Annotated in this window: 15 protein-coding genes; 8 read left to right on the top strand and 7 right to left on the bottom strand. The window is 56.3% G+C overall.

Features of this window, described 5'->3' with window-relative positions:
- Nucleotides 1-7 precede the first annotated feature (7 nt).
- The 3 genes from AC2FGB_RS07340 to AC2FGB_RS07330 form a co-directional block, all read right to left on the bottom strand.
- Complete coding sequence (locus AC2FGB_RS07340) at nt 8-1,945, bottom strand: vWA domain-containing protein (RefSeq protein WP_496693779.1); 1,938 nt, start codon at nt 1,943-1,945, stop codon at nt 8-10.
- Nucleotides 1,942-2,481 carry an RNA polymerase sigma factor gene (locus tag AC2FGB_RS07335; protein ID WP_142639814.1) on the bottom strand — a complete coding sequence of 180 codons (540 nt, stop codon included), beginning with the start codon at nt 2,479-2,481 and terminating at the stop codon, nt 1,942-1,944. The genes AC2FGB_RS07340 and AC2FGB_RS07335 overlap by 4 nt, the downstream gene beginning before the upstream one ends.
- A gap of 61 nt (nt 2,482-2,542) precedes the next feature.
- Nucleotides 2,543-4,123 carry an FMN-binding glutamate synthase family protein gene (locus AC2FGB_RS07330; protein WP_496693780.1) on the bottom strand — a complete coding sequence of 527 codons (1,581 nt, stop codon included), beginning with the start codon at nt 4,121-4,123 and terminating at the stop codon, nt 2,543-2,545.
- 87 nt (nt 4,124-4,210) lie between these two features.
- Between AC2FGB_RS07330 and AC2FGB_RS07325 the strand changes: the two genes are divergently transcribed.
- The gene (locus tag AC2FGB_RS07325) at nt 4,211-4,708 is read left to right on the top strand and encodes a fluoride efflux transporter FluC (protein ID WP_281995129.1); all 498 of its coding nucleotides are present in this window, start codon (nt 4,211-4,213) and stop codon (nt 4,706-4,708) included.
- Complete coding sequence (locus tag AC2FGB_RS07320) at nt 4,705-5,067, top strand: fluoride efflux transporter FluC (protein WP_281972876.1); 363 nt, start codon at nt 4,705-4,707, stop codon at nt 5,065-5,067. The genes AC2FGB_RS07325 and AC2FGB_RS07320 overlap by 4 nt, the downstream gene beginning before the upstream one ends.
- A gap of 16 nt (nt 5,068-5,083) precedes the next feature.
- On the opposite strand, the gene AC2FGB_RS07315 is transcribed toward AC2FGB_RS07320, so the two are convergent.
- From AC2FGB_RS07315 to AC2FGB_RS07300, 4 genes are read right to left on the bottom strand one after another with little or no spacing between them, the layout of a single operon-like run.
- Nucleotides 5,084-5,392, bottom strand: coding sequence for a cytochrome o ubiquinol oxidase subunit IV (locus tag AC2FGB_RS07315; RefSeq protein ID WP_496676890.1), 309 nt, complete (start codon nt 5,390-5,392; stop codon nt 5,084-5,086).
- 10 nt (nt 5,393-5,402) lie between these two features.
- Nucleotides 5,403-6,035 (bottom strand): cytochrome c oxidase subunit 3, encoded by a 633-nt coding sequence (locus AC2FGB_RS07310; RefSeq protein WP_142639822.1) that lies wholly within the window; start codon nt 6,033-6,035, stop codon nt 5,403-5,405.
- Nucleotides 6,032-8,122, bottom strand: a complete 2,091-nt coding sequence (locus tag AC2FGB_RS07305; RefSeq protein ID WP_281995131.1) for a cbb3-type cytochrome c oxidase subunit I — start codon at nt 8,120-8,122, stop codon at nt 6,032-6,034. The genes AC2FGB_RS07310 and AC2FGB_RS07305 overlap by 4 nt, the downstream gene beginning before the upstream one ends.
- Nucleotides 8,119-9,081, bottom strand: a complete 963-nt coding sequence (locus AC2FGB_RS07300; RefSeq protein WP_496693781.1) for a cytochrome ubiquinol oxidase subunit II family protein — start codon at nt 9,079-9,081, stop codon at nt 8,119-8,121. Before AC2FGB_RS07300 ends, AC2FGB_RS07305 begins: the two co-directional genes overlap by 4 nt.
- 183 nt (nt 9,082-9,264) lie before the next feature.
- Here AC2FGB_RS07300 and AC2FGB_RS07295 point away from each other — a divergent pair, with 183 nt between their 5' ends.
- The 6 genes from AC2FGB_RS07295 (at nt 9,265) to galU (ending at nt 17,471) form a co-directional block, all read left to right on the top strand.
- The gene (locus AC2FGB_RS07295) at nt 9,265-10,500 is read left to right on the top strand and encodes a lytic murein transglycosylase (protein WP_496693782.1); all 1,236 of its coding nucleotides are present in this window, start codon (nt 9,265-9,267) and stop codon (nt 10,498-10,500) included.
- A 401-nt stretch (nt 10,501-10,901) separates the two neighbouring features.
- Nucleotides 10,902-12,530, top strand: a complete 1,629-nt coding sequence (locus AC2FGB_RS07290; RefSeq protein ID WP_496693783.1) for a peptide ABC transporter substrate-binding protein — start codon at nt 10,902-10,904, stop codon at nt 12,528-12,530.
- A 65-nt stretch (nt 12,531-12,595) separates the two neighbouring features.
- Nucleotides 12,596-13,519 carry an oligopeptide ABC transporter permease OppB gene (gene oppB / locus AC2FGB_RS07285; RefSeq protein ID WP_142639832.1) on the top strand — a complete coding sequence of 308 codons (924 nt, stop codon included), beginning with the start codon at nt 12,596-12,598 and terminating at the stop codon, nt 13,517-13,519.
- 10 nt (nt 13,520-13,529) lie between these two features.
- Entirely contained in the window at nt 13,530-14,459 is a 930-nt protein-coding gene (locus AC2FGB_RS07280; RefSeq protein ID WP_142639834.1) for an ABC transporter permease subunit, read from the top strand.
- 1 nt (nt 14,460) lies between these two features.
- Complete coding sequence (locus AC2FGB_RS07275) at nt 14,461-16,266, top strand: ABC transporter ATP-binding protein (RefSeq protein ID WP_496693784.1); 1,806 nt, start codon at nt 14,461-14,463, stop codon at nt 16,264-16,266.
- Nucleotides 16,267-16,577: 311 nt separating this feature from the next.
- The gene (galU, locus tag AC2FGB_RS07270; RefSeq protein ID WP_496693785.1) at nt 16,578-17,471 is read left to right on the top strand and encodes a UTP--glucose-1-phosphate uridylyltransferase GalU; all 894 of its coding nucleotides are present in this window, start codon (nt 16,578-16,580) and stop codon (nt 17,469-17,471) included.
- Nucleotides 17,472-17,514: the final 43 nt, after the last annotated feature.

The following is a 17,514-nucleotide window of genomic DNA, read 5'->3' as shown; positions in this document are numbered from 1 at the left end:
CCGGGCCTTACTCAGCCAGCGTCTGGGCCAGACGCATCAAGGTGACAGCTTCAGCCCGATATCCGAAAGAATCCTCACCTCGGGACAGCGTGGCCAGATCAATGGCATCCGCATAGGACCAGCCGCCAAGATATCCTCCGCCCCGAAGCAACTGACCAAATCCTGCAATCGCATAGGAAAAGCGGATGTCATCCGTGACTGTCCCTTGTCCGGGTAAAATAGGCTGCTCCATCAGATTGCTTTGATCTTCACCAGGAAGCTTGTAACGCATTTTGAAGAAACCAATTTCCACTGAATCATCCGATATGGATTGTTCAGCATACCGCAACGGGCCGTTTCTGATCGCATCGGAACCAACTGGCGTGACCTCGTAGATCGCCGTTACGGTGTGACCTGCTCCAATATCACCAGCATCCACTTTGTCATTTGAAAAGTCCTCGCGCTGCAGGGATCGGGTTTCATAACCGATCAGACGGTATTCAGCGATCTGTGACGGGTTGAACTCGACCTGGATTTTGACGTCGTTGGCGATGGGAAAAAGCGCCCCGGTAAGTTGATCGACCAATACTTTTTGCGCCTCAACCAGCGTATCGATATATGCCGCCTGCCCGTTTCCGTTCTGGGCCAGAGCCTGCATGGTGGCATCGTCCAGATTGCCTCGGCCAAAACCCAGAACGCTTAGGAATGTACCACTGTCGCGCTTGCGGGTGATAAAATCCTTCAGGGCATCAGGGTCTGACAGACCCACATTGAAATCGCCATCGGTGGCCAGAATTACGCGGGTCACCTCACCGTCCGCAGCCATACCTTCTGCCACTTGATAGGCTTGCTGCAACCCGGCCTGCCCCGCTGTCGAGCCACCGGCTTCGAGCCTGTCGAGGGCTGAGAGAATGGACATCTTTTCGGCTGCCGCGGTCGGTGGCAAAACCTGCCCGGCACTTCCCGCATAGGTGACGATCGAAACCTGATCTTCCGGACTGAGTTCAGACAGCATCAACCTGAAAGACTGTTTCAGCAGCGGCAATTTGTTAGCATCCTGCATTGAGCCCGATGTGTCGATCAGGAAAACCAAGTTCAATGGAGGACGGTCTTCGATCTGGGGCATGACCCCTTGGATGCCGACATGAACAAGCTGCGTCCCCTCATTCCAAGGCGTCGGTGTCACGGTGATCGTAGAACGGAACGGTTCCACCCCATCAGGCGCTGGGTAGGAATAGGGGAAATAGTTCACCATCTCTTCAACCCGCGCCGCATCCTTGGGCGGCAGATAGCCATTCATCAAAGACGACCGAACAATGGCGTAAGAGGCGGTATCTACATCAATCGAAAAAGTCGAAACCGGTTCGTCCGTCGTGATCTTCAGCGAGTTGCTGTCCGCGTTCGCGAAAGTTTCGGTATTCTGTTCCGGCGCGGGAACAGTCTCATGTTGAATGTCAAATTTCCCGACCGCCGATGCCGGCGCGCTCTGTAAAAGGTCCGCAGCCCCTAGCTGCGCAACGGCCCCCTGCCTCTTGGCGGAAGGTGCGATTGTTTCTTCAATCACAACAGGCGCCTCAACAACTGGTTCTTCGAGATTGGCCTCGGGCATATCCGCCACCAATAGGTCAGACTCCTGCCGTGCGTCGGCGCGGTCCTCGGACCAGGGCAGTGGCGCAACAACTTCGTCGCGCGTCTGCGGCAAGATCACAATCAGAGCCACAGCAGCAACTGCGGTGGTAGCGGTCAGGGCACCGCGATAAGAGAGGGCATTCAACATGGCTTTCGCTCCTTCTGTCAGGCGGGCTATGAGGCCGCGCTTGACAGTGGGACGTCGCGCAGAGGTCGATCCTTGGATATTATCGAATTTTTTTTGCGCCTGGCTCAGATTTTCAATCCGTCGCGACGCATCCGGGGTCGGCGTGGCGGCGTCCATCAGCATCTTCAGCTTGTCCAGTTCATCGGTCATTGTGCCAGTTCCTCTTGCCGCAAGGCGCGCAGCCGTTTGCGGATATCTGACATCCTCCAGGACACTGTCCCTTCGGAAACACCCAGCACCTCTGCAGCTTCTGCATGGGTCATCTCATCCTCGAGGGTCAGGGCCAGAGTGTCTTGCAAGTCCTGCGGCAGGGACCGCATGGCCCGTTGCAACCAATCGACAGCCTCGGCCGTTTCCTGCACCTCGGCCCGGCGCATCTGTTCCACATCCCCCCAGCCGTGGGCCGCCCGCGTGTGACGGGTCGCGCGACGGCGTGCATCCTCGGCTGCATTGACAACAACACGGTACAACCATGTCGTAAACCGGGCTTCGGCACGAAAACCTACGATCTTTGACGGCAAGGCGGCGCATATATCCTGCGTCAGATCTTCGGCCTGATCCGCGCGTCCTGTCAGTCGAAAAGCCAACCGAAAGACCCTGTCGTAGTGGCGTGCCAATAGCGTGGCAAACGCATCAGCGTCCCCTGCAGCAGCGGCCTTTGCCAGATTCTCATCCGATGTTTTCATGCGCATCACAATGGGTAAGACGAACCAAAAACATCAATCCTTGGCAATGCACACAAAAAAATCAGAAATGATCCACCGATGCGCGATTCCAGTCCTCAGCATATTCATCCGGAAGCGGAGCCTTCAGCAAAGCGCCTTCTTCAAGATGCAAATAGAGTTCAGCATAAGAGCGATCTCTTTCATCTGCAGTACGCCGAAGGATGTCCGAAGGGTGAAGTTCGGAGACCTTTTCCTTACCCATGGCGCCCAGCAACTCGCGAAAGCTCTCTAATGTCGCGTCGTGATAGCGATGTACCCGTTGTCTTTTTTGCGGAACATTCACAGCGCGGCCTCGGACCGGATCCTGTGTGGCCACGCCAGAGGGGCATCGGTTTGTGTTGCAGTGAAGCGCCTGAATGCATCCCACTGCAAACATCATTGCCCTTGCCGCATTACACATATCGGCCCCAAGCGCGCATTTCTCGATGATGTCATAGCCTGTGGCGACTTTGCCCGAGCAAATTATGCGGATCTTATCGCGCAAACCCACACCGCGTAGACAGTTATTCACGAAAATCAACGCCTCGTTCAAAGGCATGCCCAACCGGTTGGTGAATTCTACAGGGGCCGCGCCCGTGCCGCCTTCGGCACCATCAATGGTGATAAAATCAGGCAGGATGCCTGTTTCCAGCATGGCTTTGCATATCGCTAAGAACTCGGACGGACGACCAATGCACAACTTAAACCCAATAGGTTTGCCACCGGACATCTCGCGCAGATTCTGAACGAAATTCATCAATCCGGTAGGTCCGTCAAATGCGGAATGAATTGGCGGAGAGATCACGTCCTGATGCAGGGGAACTCCGCGTATCTGCGCAATCTCTTCATCCACCTTCGCCGCAGGCAACACCCCCCCGTGCGAGGGCTTGGCCCCTTGCGACAGCTTGATTTCAATCGCCTTGACGACCTCGTTCCTGGCTCTTTCGGTGAATTTGTCTTTGTCGAACCCGCCATCCGGTGCGCGGCATCCGAAATACCCAGTGCCAATCTGCCAGATGATATCGCCACCTTCGGCCAGATGGTGCGGCGACAGACCACCCTCACCCGTATTATGCGCAAAACCTCCATCCTTTGCCCCACCATTCAATGCTCGGATTGCATTGGCGCTGAGGGCACCAAAGCTCATCGCTGAAACGTTCAGGCGCGAGGCACTATAGGGTTGGGAACATTGCGGCCCGCCCAGCATCACCCGTTCTTCGCTTTCGGGCACATGTTTGGGCGCAAGCGAGTGATTGGCCCTGTGGTATCCAACGGTTTGGATGTCGTATTGGGTACCAAATGCCTGGGTATCAACCTGCCCTTTGGCACGGGAATAAACCAGGCTGCGAATGATGCGATTATAGGGACGGCCGTTTTCGTTGGTTTCAACAAAATATTGCCGTATCTCTGGGCTGACAAATTCCAGCATGTACCGGAAATGCCCCAGAACCGGATAGTTGTTCAGCACGTTATGCCTTGTGGTCAGGATATCATATAGCCCGACCACCGCGTATGGGATCAGGAAAAGCAGCAGCCAATGGGCCGGGGGCCAGAAAAACCCGGCCACGATTGTCAGTGGCAGGCACACGAGGCTCAACACGTAATAGAGTCTGCGTATAATCATTCGTGCTCTCCTACTGTGGCTGTTAGCTGAGTCACCGTGGTACAAATTCGCGATTGCACGCAAGCCTTTACGCCCGAAATCACGTAAATGGTGAAACTTGTGATCCGCCATGCGCAGTTGATCCCGGCCGCGCCAATCGGTATCCCGGATGGCAGGGCAACGCGGGCAGGATCATTGGCTGTGAAAAAATCGCAAACAGCATGGGCCACGGCTCTCATGTTCTGTGCCGTTTTCGCGGGTGGCGCGGCTGGGTCACTGGTCAGAGAAGCGTTGTCGCTCGGGATCTCGGGCCTGCCGATCCTGACCGAGACTTTTGGAATCAATATAGCCGCATGCTTTGTGCTTGGCTTGTTATACGCCATCCGACACCGGGTACATGCGCACGTCCTGCATCTGGGCGCGGTTGGGTTTTGTGGCGGTTTATCTACGTTTTCCTCATTTGTTGCGGAATTGGAACGTCTGGCAGAGGTCAGTTTCGGGCTTGCCCTAACCGCAGCGGGTTTGGAAATTGTGGCGGGTCTTTTTGCGGCGATTTTGGGTGAAACCTCCGGGCGTCGCTTTTCCCCGCGGAGGTCGTCAGAGTGAGCGATCTCTACCTGCATGCAATGTTTGGTTTAGGCGGCGGTCTGGGCGCGGTTCTGCGGCACTGGATCGCCATTCGAATTCGCCATGACCTGCCCGTGGCAACGCTGATCGTGAACGTCTTTGGCAGTCTGTTGCTTGGGCTTTGGGTCGGGTATCTGGGTGGACCGACGGGCGTCAGCCAGGAGGAACAGCGCCTGGTGTTCGGCTTTTGTGGCGGCTTCACCACTTTCTCCAGCTTTGCCTACCAGTCCCTGGAACTGCGGCGCGAACGTACAATCGCTACGGCGGCGGGCAATATCGTGCTGAGCCTCTTGCTGTGTTGGGGCGCGCTGTGGCTTGGGCTGATGGCGATGCGCTGATCCGGTGCAGCCGGACCTACATCGGATAGGTATGCATCCGCACCGCCAGATTCCCCATTATCCAGACCGTCCCAACAATGATGATCAATAGAACCATCGTGGAAAACAGGACTAGGTCCAGGTCCTCGCGGCTGCTGCGTCGACGGTCGATATGCAGGAAATACACCAGTTGAACAATCAACTGCGCAAGCCCCAACAAACCGATCGACAAATAAACGCCCTTGGTCTCGATCCCGAACGTATATGCAATGGTAAAGACCGCCAGTGTCAGCAGCAGCGATCCGCCATAGCCAATCACATATCGGCGGCGTTCACGTCGGTGCATTTCGCTGCGCCTATCCATAGGTCAGCCCTCCGAAATAGACGATCGTGATTATGCCGATCCAGATGAGGTCGAGAAAATGCCAGAACAGGGCCAGACGAACCACCCGTGACATCAGAACGTCGGTTAGACCAAACACACGCAGCTGAATACCCAGAACGATCAACCACAGGCACCCCGCAGCAACATGCAGCCCGTGCAGCGGCACTAGCCCGTAAAACGCTGACAGAAACCCGCTGCGCTGTGGAATGCCACCCTTTTCCGCCATAGCCAGAAAGTCACGTATCTCAAGTACCAGAAAGCTGAGGCCCAGAACCAGAGTTACCGCGAACCAAAGCACGATACGGGGCCGTGGCAGGTTGTATTTCAACGCCAGCATCGCAAGGCCCACTGTAAGGCTGCTGGTCAACAGGATCAGGGTTTGGGCAAAAATGCTGGTCAGGTCGAACAGCTCATGCGGACCGGGCCCACCCGCCTGCGCGTCGATCATGGTGATATAGATCGCGAACATCAGGCCGAAATAGACCAGATCGCTCATCAGAAAGACCCAGAACCCAAAGGTGACCACTTCGCTGGCCTTGTCGGCTCCCGGATGCCGTCGGCCCAAGTTTAGGCCCGGATAGCTGTGTGTCGGCGCGCGTTTCATGTAGTGGCCTCCAGATCGGGACGGGCTAGGCCGCGGTTCTCGGGCGCGTATTCATGATCGCGATTGACCGGAACCGATGCGCGCACAAGATCAAGCCAGGCTTCATGCTCTTTGCGGACCTGCTCGGCCGGAATAAACTCTTCGGTGTCGGTTCTGAAAGTCCAGGCGATGAAGGCCGCCAACATCGCGGCTGTCGTCGCAATAGCCAGCCACCAGATCCACCAGACCAGCGCAAACATCCAGATACCGCTGAGCACGCACAGACCGAACCCGATCGCCGTATTGCGTGGCATGAGGATATCTTCATAGGCATCAAGGGACGGATAGGCGTTGCCGCGCTCTTTTGCGGCGGCAAAATCATCCCGGTCGGTCACATGCGGAATGATTGCAAAGTTATACGGAGGCGGCGGTGCCGGAATTGACCATTCCAGCGTGCGCCCATCCCAAGGGTCGCCAACCGGCACGCGGGTTTTTTCCCGGTCTCGAATGCTGACCCACAGCTGGACAATGATCGACAGAAGCGCTGCGAGAATGACCAAAGACCCAAGCACGGCGGCGATCATATAGGGGTGAAAGCTGGGATCTTCCCAACTGTAAGATCGACGTGGCATCCCCATCAGGCCGACAAAATAAAGCGGTAGGAAGGTCAACATAAACCCAACGGTCCACAACGCGACAGATATCCGTCCCCAGCCTTCGCTCAGGCGGAAGCCAAAGGCTTTGGGGAACCAATAGTTGTATCCCGCAAGCAGGCCAAACAGGACGCCAGGCAGCAGCACATTGTGAAAATGCGCGACCAGGAACAGGGTGTTATGCACCTGATAGTCGATGGTCGGATTGGCCAGGATGACGCCCGACAACCCTCCGATCACGAACAGCATCAGGAAAGACAACCCATAGAGCATCGGGACCGAGAACCGGATACGCCCGCGAAACAGCGTGGCCATCCAATCATAGACTTTCACGCCAGTCGGTATGGCGATCAGCATGGTGGCAATCCCAAACACCGCATTGATCAGCGCGCTTTGGCCCATGGTGAAAAAGTGGTGCAGCCAGACCGTGAAGGACAGCACCGCAATCGACATCGTTGCAATCACCAAGGAGTTGTACCCGTACAGGCGCTTGGCCGAGAAGGTCGCAAAAACCTCGGAATAGATACCATAGGCGGGAAGGACCAACAGATAGACCTCGGGATGTCCGAACAGCCAGAACAGGTTGGCATAGTTCATCATGTTGCCGCCAAGGTCATTTGTGAAAAAGTGGAAATCCAAGTACCGGTCTGCGGCCAGCATCAGCGCCGCAACACCCAGCGGCGGCATGGCAAAGACAATCAGGATCGAGCTGCAGATGATCGTCCAGCAATACATCGGCAACCGCATGAACTGCATCCCCGGCGCGCGCATCTTGTAGATCGTAACGGCAAAGTTGATCCCGGTCAGAGTCGTTCCGATCCCCGATACGACGATGGCCCAAATCCAATAATCCGGCCCAACGCCGGGATTGAAGGCCGCACCGGTAAAGGGTGGGTAGGCCGTCCAGCCCCCGGTCGAGAACTCTCCGACCACCAGGGAAACCATCAGCATCATGCCCGAGGACACGGTCAGGCCTAGGCTGATCTGGTTCATCACCGGGAATGCCACGTCGCGGGCGCCGATCATCAGCGGGATCAGGAAATTGGCGGCGCCGAACACAAACGGAACGGCGACGAAGAAGATCATGATCGTGCCATGGGTACTGAAAAGCTCGGCGAAATGCTCGGCTTCCAGAAAGCCTTCGCCCGGCCCTGCGGCTTGTTGGGCGCGCATGACGACACCTTCCAGAACCCCCCGCGCCAACATCACGATGGCAAAGACGATATACATGATGCCGATCTTCTTGTGGTCGGCGCTGGTCAGCCAGTCACGCCACAGCGGCCCCCACAGACGAAACCATGTCAGCAGCCCCACAACGGCAATGGCGCCCACAATCACGATCCCAGCGGCAGCATTTGCCACGATCTCATTTGCGTTGGGCGACTGGATCAACCCGGTGATCGGAAAAGCATCCCAGTTTAGACGGCCGAAAAAACCAGTCTCGACATCGGTCATTGTGTTTTCTCCTGACCATACTCGGCAGTGCCCGGTTGCTGATCGGCAGACAAGGGTGTGGCCCCGTCATAGCGGTGCAGGATCGACTGAAACAGATCACCATCGGCTAGTGTGAAATACAGCGCATCAGTCGGCATCTGATCATTGCCCAACATGGCCTGCACCTCATCCCGATCGGTTCGCATGGCGAGGGTTCGGTATGTTTCAGCGCTCAACGGAACCCCGTTTGCCCGGACATTCTCGGCCCAGTCGTTGAAGTCCTGGGGCTCCATGGCAATCGCTTTGAATTTCTGCTTGGTAAAGCCACGCCCGTTATATTGCGTGTTCTCGCCCTGCATCGTTTCGGGCCTATCGGCGACAAGGTGCAGTTTGGTCGTCATCCCCGGCATGGCATAGATCTGTCCGGCCAGCGCCGGGATCATAAAGGACTGCATCACCGTATCCGTTGTCAGTGTGACAGCGACCTGTTGGTTAACGGGGAGGCCCATCTCACCCACGCTGGCGATACCAAGATCGGGGTAGATGAACAGCCATTTCCAGTCGAGACCAACAACCTGCACATTCAGCGCCGGGTCTTCCCCGAACGAAGTCGCGTAGGGGTCCAGCCGATGGGTGGCTTTCCACAGATAAAACGAGAGGATGGCCACGATAACAACCGGGATACCCCACATGAGGAATTCCAACCGGGCAGAAAAATCCCATTCCGGTCGATAATCTGCCTGCCCCTCCTTTCGCCTTCGATACCGTATGGCAATCAAAGGCACCAGGATCAGAACCGGAACAACTGCGACCAATATCAGAACAGTTGCCCGTAAAAGGTGGCTTTTCTGAAGGGCGGCGACGGGTCCCTGAGGGTCCAAGAAATTGTTGCTGGCTTCGGCAACCGGCACAAAGCCAAGACCTGCTATGGCGGCAGACAGGACAACCAAGGATGCAAAAGACGGTCTGGAATATGTCACGCCTGTTCATCCTCATTTCAAAATTGATTGGGACAACTATCGGCAGAGTCCTGAATTTTCACAAGGATTTTTACGCAGCTCTGCCTGTTTCCCGAGATTTGATCTTGCCACCCGGATCACAGCGGCAGAAACGCCGTTCTGGTAGGTTGACTTAAAGCAGATCGCAGGTGAGATCATAGGACAATGCGTTGGTTAATCCTTACTCTTGGACTTTGCTACCTGTCGACAAGTGCGACAGCACAGGATCGTGCGGCGACCGAGGCTCAGTTTCAGTCATGGCTGAAACACACGGTCTGGGCGCGGGCGAAATCCGAGGGTGTTTCAAAACGCACGATGAACAGGGCCTTCAACGGCGTCACGCTGAACTGGAAACTGCCAGACCTGGTTCCTCCGGGTACGGCAACAGCGGTTCCCAAGGAACAAAAGCAGGCCGAGTTCGGATCACCCGGGCGCTATTTCAACGCTGGTTCGGTTCAGGGGGCCACTTCTGTCGGACGCAAGATGGCCCGGCGCTATAACACGACACTGAAACAGGTAGAATCCGATACCGGAGTACCAGCGCGCGTCATTCTGGCGATCTGGGGCCGCGAAAGCGGATATGGGCAGGTGGCTATCCGGCATAATGCGTTTCAGGTTCTGGGCACCAAAGGTTTCATGAGCACCCGCTCAGAATATTTCACGTCAGAGCTTATCGCCGCGCTCAAGATTGCAGAGGCTGGCCACATACCGCCGGATCAAATGAAAAGCAGTTGGGCGGGTGCGCTTGGGCAACCGCAGTTCATGCCATCGAACTACCTGACTTATGCGGCCGATGGAAATGGCGACGGGCGCGCGGATATCTGGACCTCGGCCGAGGACACAATTTCATCGATCGGAAACTACCTCGACCAACATGGCTGGGTCTCGGGTCGTGATTGGGGGTTCGAAGTAACTGTCCCGTCTTCGGTTTCCTGCACCCTTGAAGGGCCGGATCAGGGCCGTCCTATTCGCGACTGGGCCGGGTTGGGGATCACCCGTGTATCTGGCAAGCCGTTTCCAAAACAAGAAATGCAGGGACAAGGGTTTTTGATGATGCCCGCCGGGCGCAATGGCCCGGCCTTCATTGTCACCCCCAATTTTTATGTCCTGAAGGAATACAACAAAAGCGATCTCTACGCGCTGTTCGTCGGCCATGTTGGGGATAGGATAGAATATGGCGTCCAGGATTTCCGCGGCCGGTGGGACAAAGTCGGCGGTCTTTACCGATCGGATATAGCGGCCATGCAGCGCGCATTGGAACAGATGGGCCATGACGTCGGCGGCGCTGACGGCCTGCCGGGCTTTCGAACACGCCGCTCTATCGGGCGCTGGCAAGAGGCCACCAATCAGTCCGCCACATGCTTTCCTCAGACCCATATGGTCCGGGCACTAACCCAATAGCGATTCGCGCCAATTTTTGGAAAGCCGCAAAAGCGGACCTTGCGTCAACGCTCAACCGCTTACTCAAGAGCTTCACAAAAATGTCAAGAAACCATCGCGTATCATTATAATATTTCCATTCTCCCGTGGAATTTTTTAGATTTCGGCCGCACCTGGCCATTTTGCACGCAAAGGCTTTAACCTTTTTTGAAATAGTGCCACGTTCTGCATCAGTGAAAGGCGACTTTCGCAACTACGTTTCCGACAGCAAACCGAAAGACTGCGACGCGGTGTTCATTGCGATCTGAAAAAGCAAAATTCGAACAAGTCCCGGTCTATCTGAGTCGGACAATCATGGTGGTCAGGGACCATCCTGAACGGATGTGCGTACCTTGCCACCACACAAATGGGAGTAGAAAGATATGAACAAATACATTCGGACATCTCTGGCGGGGCTACTGACCTCGACCATGATCACCGGCGCTGCATTTGCCGCCGGCACCCATCCCGAAACCGGCGAGGCGCTGGCGGATGATCAAACTTTCACCTATCGCGTTCTGGATGAGCACAGTTCGGTTGACCCGCAGGTTGTTGAAGACGTTACCGGTGCGGAAATTGTCCGCGACCTGTTCGAAGGCCTGATGAACCAGGACGAAGACGGCAATTTGGTGCCCGGCGTCGCAACCGGCTATACCACAAACGATACCAAGGACGTTTACACATTTACACTGCGTGATAACGCCAAATGGTCCAATGGTGATCCGGTCACGGCAGGCGATTTCGTCTTTGCATGGAAACGTGCCGTCGATCCCGCTCTGTCCTCGCCCTATGCGTGGTTCATGGAACTGATGTCGATCGAAAATGCGGCCGAAATCATTGCTGGTGAGAGGCCGGTGGACGAACTGGGCGTAACCGCCATCGACGACCACACACTTGAGGTCAAGCTGAGCGCAGCACTGCCTTATTTCGCGCAAATGACCACCCATTCCACCACCTTCCCTGCCCCGCAGAAGGTGATCGAAGAGTTCGGCGACGCCTGGACTAAGCCGGAAAACATCGTCTCGAACGGCGCCTATGTTCTAACCGAACACCTGCCACAGGAACGCTCGGTCCGTGAGCGCAACGAGATGTATTGGGACAACGACAATACGATTGTCGAAAAAGTCGTGGCCCTTGTCATCAACGACGAAAACGTAGCCCTGACCCGTTACCTTGCAGGCGAGCTGGACCGCACTGAAGTACCTGCAGGTCAGTTCCCGCGCCTACAGAAAGAGCACCCCGAAGAGGCCATCAGCTTCCCGCGCCTGTGCAACTATTACTATACATTCAACCTGTCTGACAGCGGACCGGAAGAATTCAAGAACCCAAATGTACGTCAAGCCCTGTCTCTTGCAGTTGACCGCGACATCATCACCAAGAACGTCAAAGCCGGTGGTGAGCCGCCCGCATATACGTTCGCACCCGAAGCAACCGCTGGGTTCACCGTCCCAGAGGTCGAAATGGCTTCGATGACGCAAGCCGAGCGTGACGAGCTGGCCAAGGAGTTGCTGGCCGAGGCCGGATTTGGCCCCGACAACCCGCTGAGCTTTGACATGGTCTACAACACATCAGAGGCCCATAAGAAAGTCGCAGTGGCACTGAGCCAGATGTGGAAACAGAAACTGGGCGTACAGGTCGAGTTGGCCAACATGGAATGGAAAGTGTTCCTGGAAGAGCGCGGCAACCAGAACTTCGATCTGGCCCGTGGCGCCTGGTGTGGCGACTATAACGAAGCCTCGACCTTCCTGGACCTGTTGCAGTCGGATTCCGGCTATAACGACGGCAAGTACAACAACTCCAAGGTTGACGAATTGCTGACCCAGGCCAAGACAGCAGATGACGCAGCACCACTGTATACCGAGGTTGAGCGGATCATTGCACAAGAGACTCCGGTTATCCCGATCTATCACTATGCTGGCGTCTACATGATGGACAGCGATGTCGGCAACTGGCCGGTCAAGAACGTAGAGCAGAACTGGTACTCCAAGAACCTCTACAAGATCGCCGAATAACCTTCCTTAGACCACGCTTTGCCCCGAGGATCACCCCGGGGCAAAGCCAATAATGGGGGCATGAAATGCTTGCCTATATCATCCGGCGATTGCTGATCGCCGTTCCAACGATCCTGTTGCTGATCGTTGCCTGTTTTTTTCTGATGCACTACGCGCCCGGCGGGCCGTTTACCTCGGAACGGCCATTGCCGCCGCAGGTGCTGGCCAATATCGAGGCGCGCTATGGTCTGGACCAGCCGCTGTGGAAACAGCTTTGGGACTATCTGTACAACATTGTCGTGCATTTCGATTTCGGCCCGTCCTTCAAGTTCAAGGACCGGGACGTCAATGATATCATTTCGCAAGGCTTCCCGATCTCGCTCACTTACGGGTCATTGTCATTCCTGCTGGCGAGTGTCGTAGGTATTGGCCTTGGGATCGCCGCGGCCATCCGACACAACAGCTGGATCGACTATTTTGCCGTAGGTCTGGGGATCGCTGCGCAGGCGCTGCCGAACTTCATCATGGGCCCGATCCTGATCCTGACCTTCACTTTGTGGCTGGGATGGTTGCCGGGTGGTGGCTGGAACGGCGGTCAGTGGCAATATCTGATCATGCCGGTCATCGCATTGGCCACGTCCTATATGGGGTCGATCGCGCGGATTACCCGTTCGTCGATGCTGGAAGTTCTGAACTCGAACTTCATCCGCACGGCCCGGGCCAAGGGTTTGCCTACCAGGACCGTAATCTGGCGCCATGCGTTGAAGCCCACGCTGCTGCCGGTAGTGTCCTATCTGGGGCCGGTCTTTGTCTATGTTCTGACCGGATCGGTTTTCGTCGACATCTATTTCTCGACCGGTGGTCTGGGGCAGGCTTATGTCGGCTCGGCCCTGTCGCGTGACTATGCGGTGCTGCTGGGGGTCACGATCCTGTACGGCACGCTGACAGTGATCGTGAACCTGCTGACCGACCTGGCATATGCCTGGTTCGATCCGAAAATCCGGTACTGAGGGGCACAAAATGCTAGGAAAATCACAAAAAGCCGCCCATCTGGCCGAGGACATCACCGATTTCACGGCCGTTCAGGGGCGTTCCCTCTGGCAGGATGCGCGGATGCGGTTTGTCCGCAACAAAGCCGCAATGGCGAGCGTATTCATATTGCTGATGATCGTTCTGTTCACAATCTTCGGCCCATATTTCGCCGTTTGGAGCAATGAGGAAATCGACTGGAACGTGATGGGTGACATCCGTGGCATGGGAATGCCGTCGATCGAGACCGGGCACTTCTTTGGCGTCGACGATCTGGGGCGCGACCTTTACAGCCGGGTCATTCAGGCCACAACAACATCGTTGTTGGTGGGGCTTGTCGGGGCGGCCACCGCGTTGATTGTTGGCACCTGCTATGGCATCGCCGCCGGGTATATTGGCGGGCGCCTTGACGGTGCGATGATGCGGTTCGTCGATATCCTTCTGGCCATTCCGACAACTCTGATCATCATTCTGTTGCTTGTAGTGGCCGGTCGGTCGTTCTTTACCCTGTTCATCGCATTGGGCGCGGTTGGTTGGCTGACCATGTCACGGATCGTCAGAGGGCAGACTCTGGCCCTGAAAAACCGCGAATTCATCGAGGCCGCGCGTGCCGCCGGTGTCAGCGAATTCACCATCATGTATCGCCATATCCTGCCCAACCTGCTGGGTGTGGTAATCGTCTATGCTTCGCTTCTGGTGCCCGAGATGATCCTGACCGAAAGCTTTATCTCGTTCCTCGGACTTGGCATCTCGGAGCCCTATACCTCGCTAGGCCGTCTGATCGCTGAAGGGGCAGGCACAATGGGGTACGGAACCCTCTGGCAGCTGATGTTCCCTCTGACATTCTATGTCGCCATTATCATCACGATGTTCTTCATCGGCGATGGGCTGCGTGACGCTCTGGACCCAAAGGATCGCTGATATGAGCCTGTTCTCTGTTAAGGACCTAAGCGTCCAGTTCGACACCCCCGATGGTGTGGTCGAGGCCGTCAAAGGCATCAGCTTTGACATTAATCCGGGCGAATGCCTTGGTATTGTGGGCGAAAGCGGGTCCGGCAAAAGCCAGACTTTCATGGCCGCGATGGGGCTGTTGCCTTCAGCGGGTCGTGCAATCGGATCGGCCACGCTGAACGGCAAGGAAATCCTGAATCTGCCGATCAACAAGCTGAACCAGATCCGGGGCGATGACGTCGGCATGATCTTTCAGGATCCGCTGACCGCCCTGACCCCGCATCTGCGGGTCGGGCAGCAAATGCGTGAAGTTCTGCAGGTTCACGAAGGGTTGCAGGGTTCGGCCGCGCGAGCGCGCTGTCTGGAGTGGTTGGATCGGGTCCGCATCCCCGAGGCAAACCGTCGTCTGGATCAATACCCGCACGAATTGTCCGGGGGCATGCGTCAGCGTGTCATGATTGCAATGTCGATGCTGTGCAGCCCCAAGCTGCTGATCGCAGATGAGCCAACCACCGCGCTGGATGTGACGGTTCAGGCCGACATCCTGGACCTGATGGTGCGCTTGCAAAAGGACGAAGGCACCGCCATTGCGCTGATCACGCATGACATGGGCGTGGTGGCACGGATGTGTGACCGCATTCAGGTCATGCGTCTGGGTCAGTTTGTTGAGGCCGGGGACACACGCGAGATCTTCCGCGCGCCGCAGCATGAATACACCCGCACCCTGCTTGAAGCGATGCCGCGCATTGATGCCGGTGACGCGCCAAAAGCGCTGGAAGAAACCGACGCACCTTTGCTTAGGGTCGATGACGTGAAAGTGCATTTCCCGATCCACGTGTCGGGCGGGTTGTTCGGGCGCAAGGTACCGCTGAAAGCTGTGGACGGTGTCAGCTTTGACATCCGTAAGGGCGAAACGCTGGGCGTTGTGGGTGAATCCGGCTGTGGCAAATCCACACTGGCGCGGGCGGTTCTGCAGCTGATCGAACCCAGCGGTGGCAATGTCAGCTGGCTGGGCCATCCGATAGTCGGGCTAAAGCGGGCCGAGCTGAACAAGTACCGCAAGGACCTGCAGATTGTGTTCCAGGATCCGCTGGCCAGCCTCGATCCGCGGATGACCATCTCGGCCTCTATCGCCGAACCGCTGAAAACCTATCGCCCGGATCTGACAGAGCGTGAGCGCAAGAAAATGGTCGGCGAAATGATGGAGCGGGTTGGCCTGCAGGCCAACATGATCAACCGCTATCCGCACGAGCTGTCTGGTGGGCAGAACCAGCGGGTCGGGATCGCGCGGGCGATGATCAACAAGCCCAAGCTGATCATTTGTGACGAGGCGGTCTCGGCTCTGGACGTGTCGATCCAGGCCCAGATCGTAGAGCTTTTGAAAGAGCTGCAGCAGGAATTCGGGCTGTCGATGATTTTCATCAGCCACGACCTGTCCGTTGTGCGCGCGGTGTCGAACCGGATCATGGTGCTGTATCTGGGCCGCATCGTTGAACTGGGCGATGGTGAGGTGGTCTGTTCGCAACCGCTCCATCCCTATACCAAATCGCTGATCTCTGCGGTTCCGATCCCCGATCCGGATGTGGAACGGCAGCGTCAACGGCTGAAACTGCCGGGCGAGCTGCCGTCTCCGATGGATCCAAAGGCGGCGCTTAGGTTCCTGCCCAGTCGGTTATCGGCCGGTCAGAACGAATATGTGCCTCAGCTGAACGAGGTCGCCCCGAACCATTTCGTCGCCGAGCATGATCCGCTTGAGACAATCCTGGCGAACACATAAATCCCCTATCCCCGAGGCCGCATGAACAGCCTCGGGGACAGGTTCGGCTTTGCACGACTTCATGACGATTCTTGGCGTATTCTTGCCAATGAATGGACGAAGGGCCGGATTGTACAACAAAACACCGGTAAATGACGGGTTTCAAAGGCATCAAACGGCGGTTCGTTTTGACTTCCCCTACCCCCGGTGGCACCTTCCTGTCAGATTTTAGACTGCGGCCGCGATGTCATTGATTGTTCTGACTGCGCAGCCTAATAGGAAACCCCGGCCTGCCCTACGCGGTCGGGCAAGAATTGAATTTGAGAGGTAACATGGTACGCAAGGTCACCAAGGCGATTTTCCCCGTTGCGGGATTGGGCACGCGTTTTCTCCCAGCGACAAAATCCGTCCCCAAAGAGATCATGACACTGGTTGACCGTCCTTTGGTTCAATACGCAATCGACGAAGCCCGCGCCGCAGGTATTACCGAATTCATCTTTGTAACTTCGCGTGGCAAATCTGCGCTGGAAGATTACTTTGATCACAACCTCGTTCTGGAACAAGAGCTCAAGGCCAAGGGCAAGGATGACCTGCTTGAAGCGCTGAATGCAACGAATATGGAAAGCGGCGCCATCGCCTATATCCGCCAGCACAAGGCGCTTGGTCTGGGCCATGCGGTCTGGTGCGCCCGCCGGCTGATCGGCGACGAGCCATTTGCCGTAATGTTGCCGGATGACGTCATTGCTGCTGATAAACCCTGTCTGCAGCAGATGGTCGAAGCCTATGAGGAAACCGGCGGCAACATGGTCGCAACGATGGAAGTGCCAAACGAAAAAACCAGTTCCTATGGCGTTCTGGATGTAGGCGAAAACGTCGGCTCCGTGGTACGCGCCAGAGGAATGGTTGAAAAGCCCAAGCCGGAAGAAGCCCCCTCGAACCTGGCCGTTATCGGTCGGTATATTCTGGGGCCGTCAGTGCTGTACAATCTCAACCAAAAGAAAAAGGGCAGTGGCGGTGAAATTCAGCTGACCGATGCTATCGCAGAAGACATCTGTAACGGTGTGCCCGTGTTTGGCTATAAATTCGACGGTCAGCGATTTGATTGCGGCTCGAAAGCCGGGTTCCTTCAGGCAACTGTTGCCTTTGCTCTGGCCCGTAGCGATCTGCGTGATGACCTGAGCCAATATCTGAACGAGATAGTCGCCGCCGGGAAGGCCGCTCAATAGCGCCCGCAACCTTCAGCATGTCGTTTCTAAAGTGACAAAGTCC

This window comes from Ruegeria sp. CDSC021 (genome assembly GCF_059610845.1).
Note: the sequence above shows the minus strand (reverse complement) of the source record. Positions and strands in the feature narration are given on the sequence as shown.

Excerpts from the sequence above, each read along its gene's own strand:
- AC2FGB_RS07340 (WP_496693779.1), bottom strand. The coding sequence starts at position 1,945 with ATGACCGATGAACTGGACAAGCTGAAGATGCTGATGGACGCCGCCACG.
- AC2FGB_RS07335 (WP_142639814.1), bottom strand. The coding sequence starts at position 2,481 with ATGAAAACATCGGATGAGAATCTGGCAAAGGCCGCTGCTGCAGGGGAC.
- AC2FGB_RS07330 (WP_496693780.1), bottom strand. The coding sequence starts at position 4,123 with ATGATTATACGCAGACTCTATTACGTGTTGAGCCTCGTGTGCCTGCCA.
- AC2FGB_RS07325 (WP_281995129.1), top strand. The coding sequence starts at position 4,211 with ATGGTGAAACTTGTGATCCGCCATGCGCAGTTGATCCCGGCCGCGCCA.
- AC2FGB_RS07315 (WP_496676890.1), bottom strand. The coding sequence starts at position 5,392 with ATGCACCGACGTGAACGCCGCCGATATGTGATTGGCTATGGCGGATCG.
- AC2FGB_RS07310 (WP_142639822.1), bottom strand. The coding sequence starts at position 6,035 with ATGAAACGCGCGCCGACACACAGCTATCCGGGCCTAAACTTGGGCCGA.
- AC2FGB_RS07305 (WP_281995131.1), bottom strand. The coding sequence starts at position 8,122 with ATGACCGATGTCGAGACTGGTTTTTTCGGCCGTCTAAACTGGGATGCT.
- AC2FGB_RS07295 (WP_496693782.1), top strand. The coding sequence starts at position 9,265 with ATGCGTTGGTTAATCCTTACTCTTGGACTTTGCTACCTGTCGACAAGT.
- AC2FGB_RS07290 (WP_496693783.1), top strand. The coding sequence starts at position 10,902 with ATGAACAAATACATTCGGACATCTCTGGCGGGGCTACTGACCTCGACC.
- oppB (WP_142639832.1), top strand. The coding sequence starts at position 12,596 with ATGCTTGCCTATATCATCCGGCGATTGCTGATCGCCGTTCCAACGATC.
- AC2FGB_RS07280 (WP_142639834.1), top strand. The coding sequence starts at position 13,530 with ATGCTAGGAAAATCACAAAAAGCCGCCCATCTGGCCGAGGACATCACC.
- AC2FGB_RS07275 (WP_496693784.1), top strand. The coding sequence starts at position 14,461 with ATGAGCCTGTTCTCTGTTAAGGACCTAAGCGTCCAGTTCGACACCCCC.
- galU (WP_496693785.1), top strand. The coding sequence starts at position 16,578 with ATGGTACGCAAGGTCACCAAGGCGATTTTCCCCGTTGCGGGATTGGGC.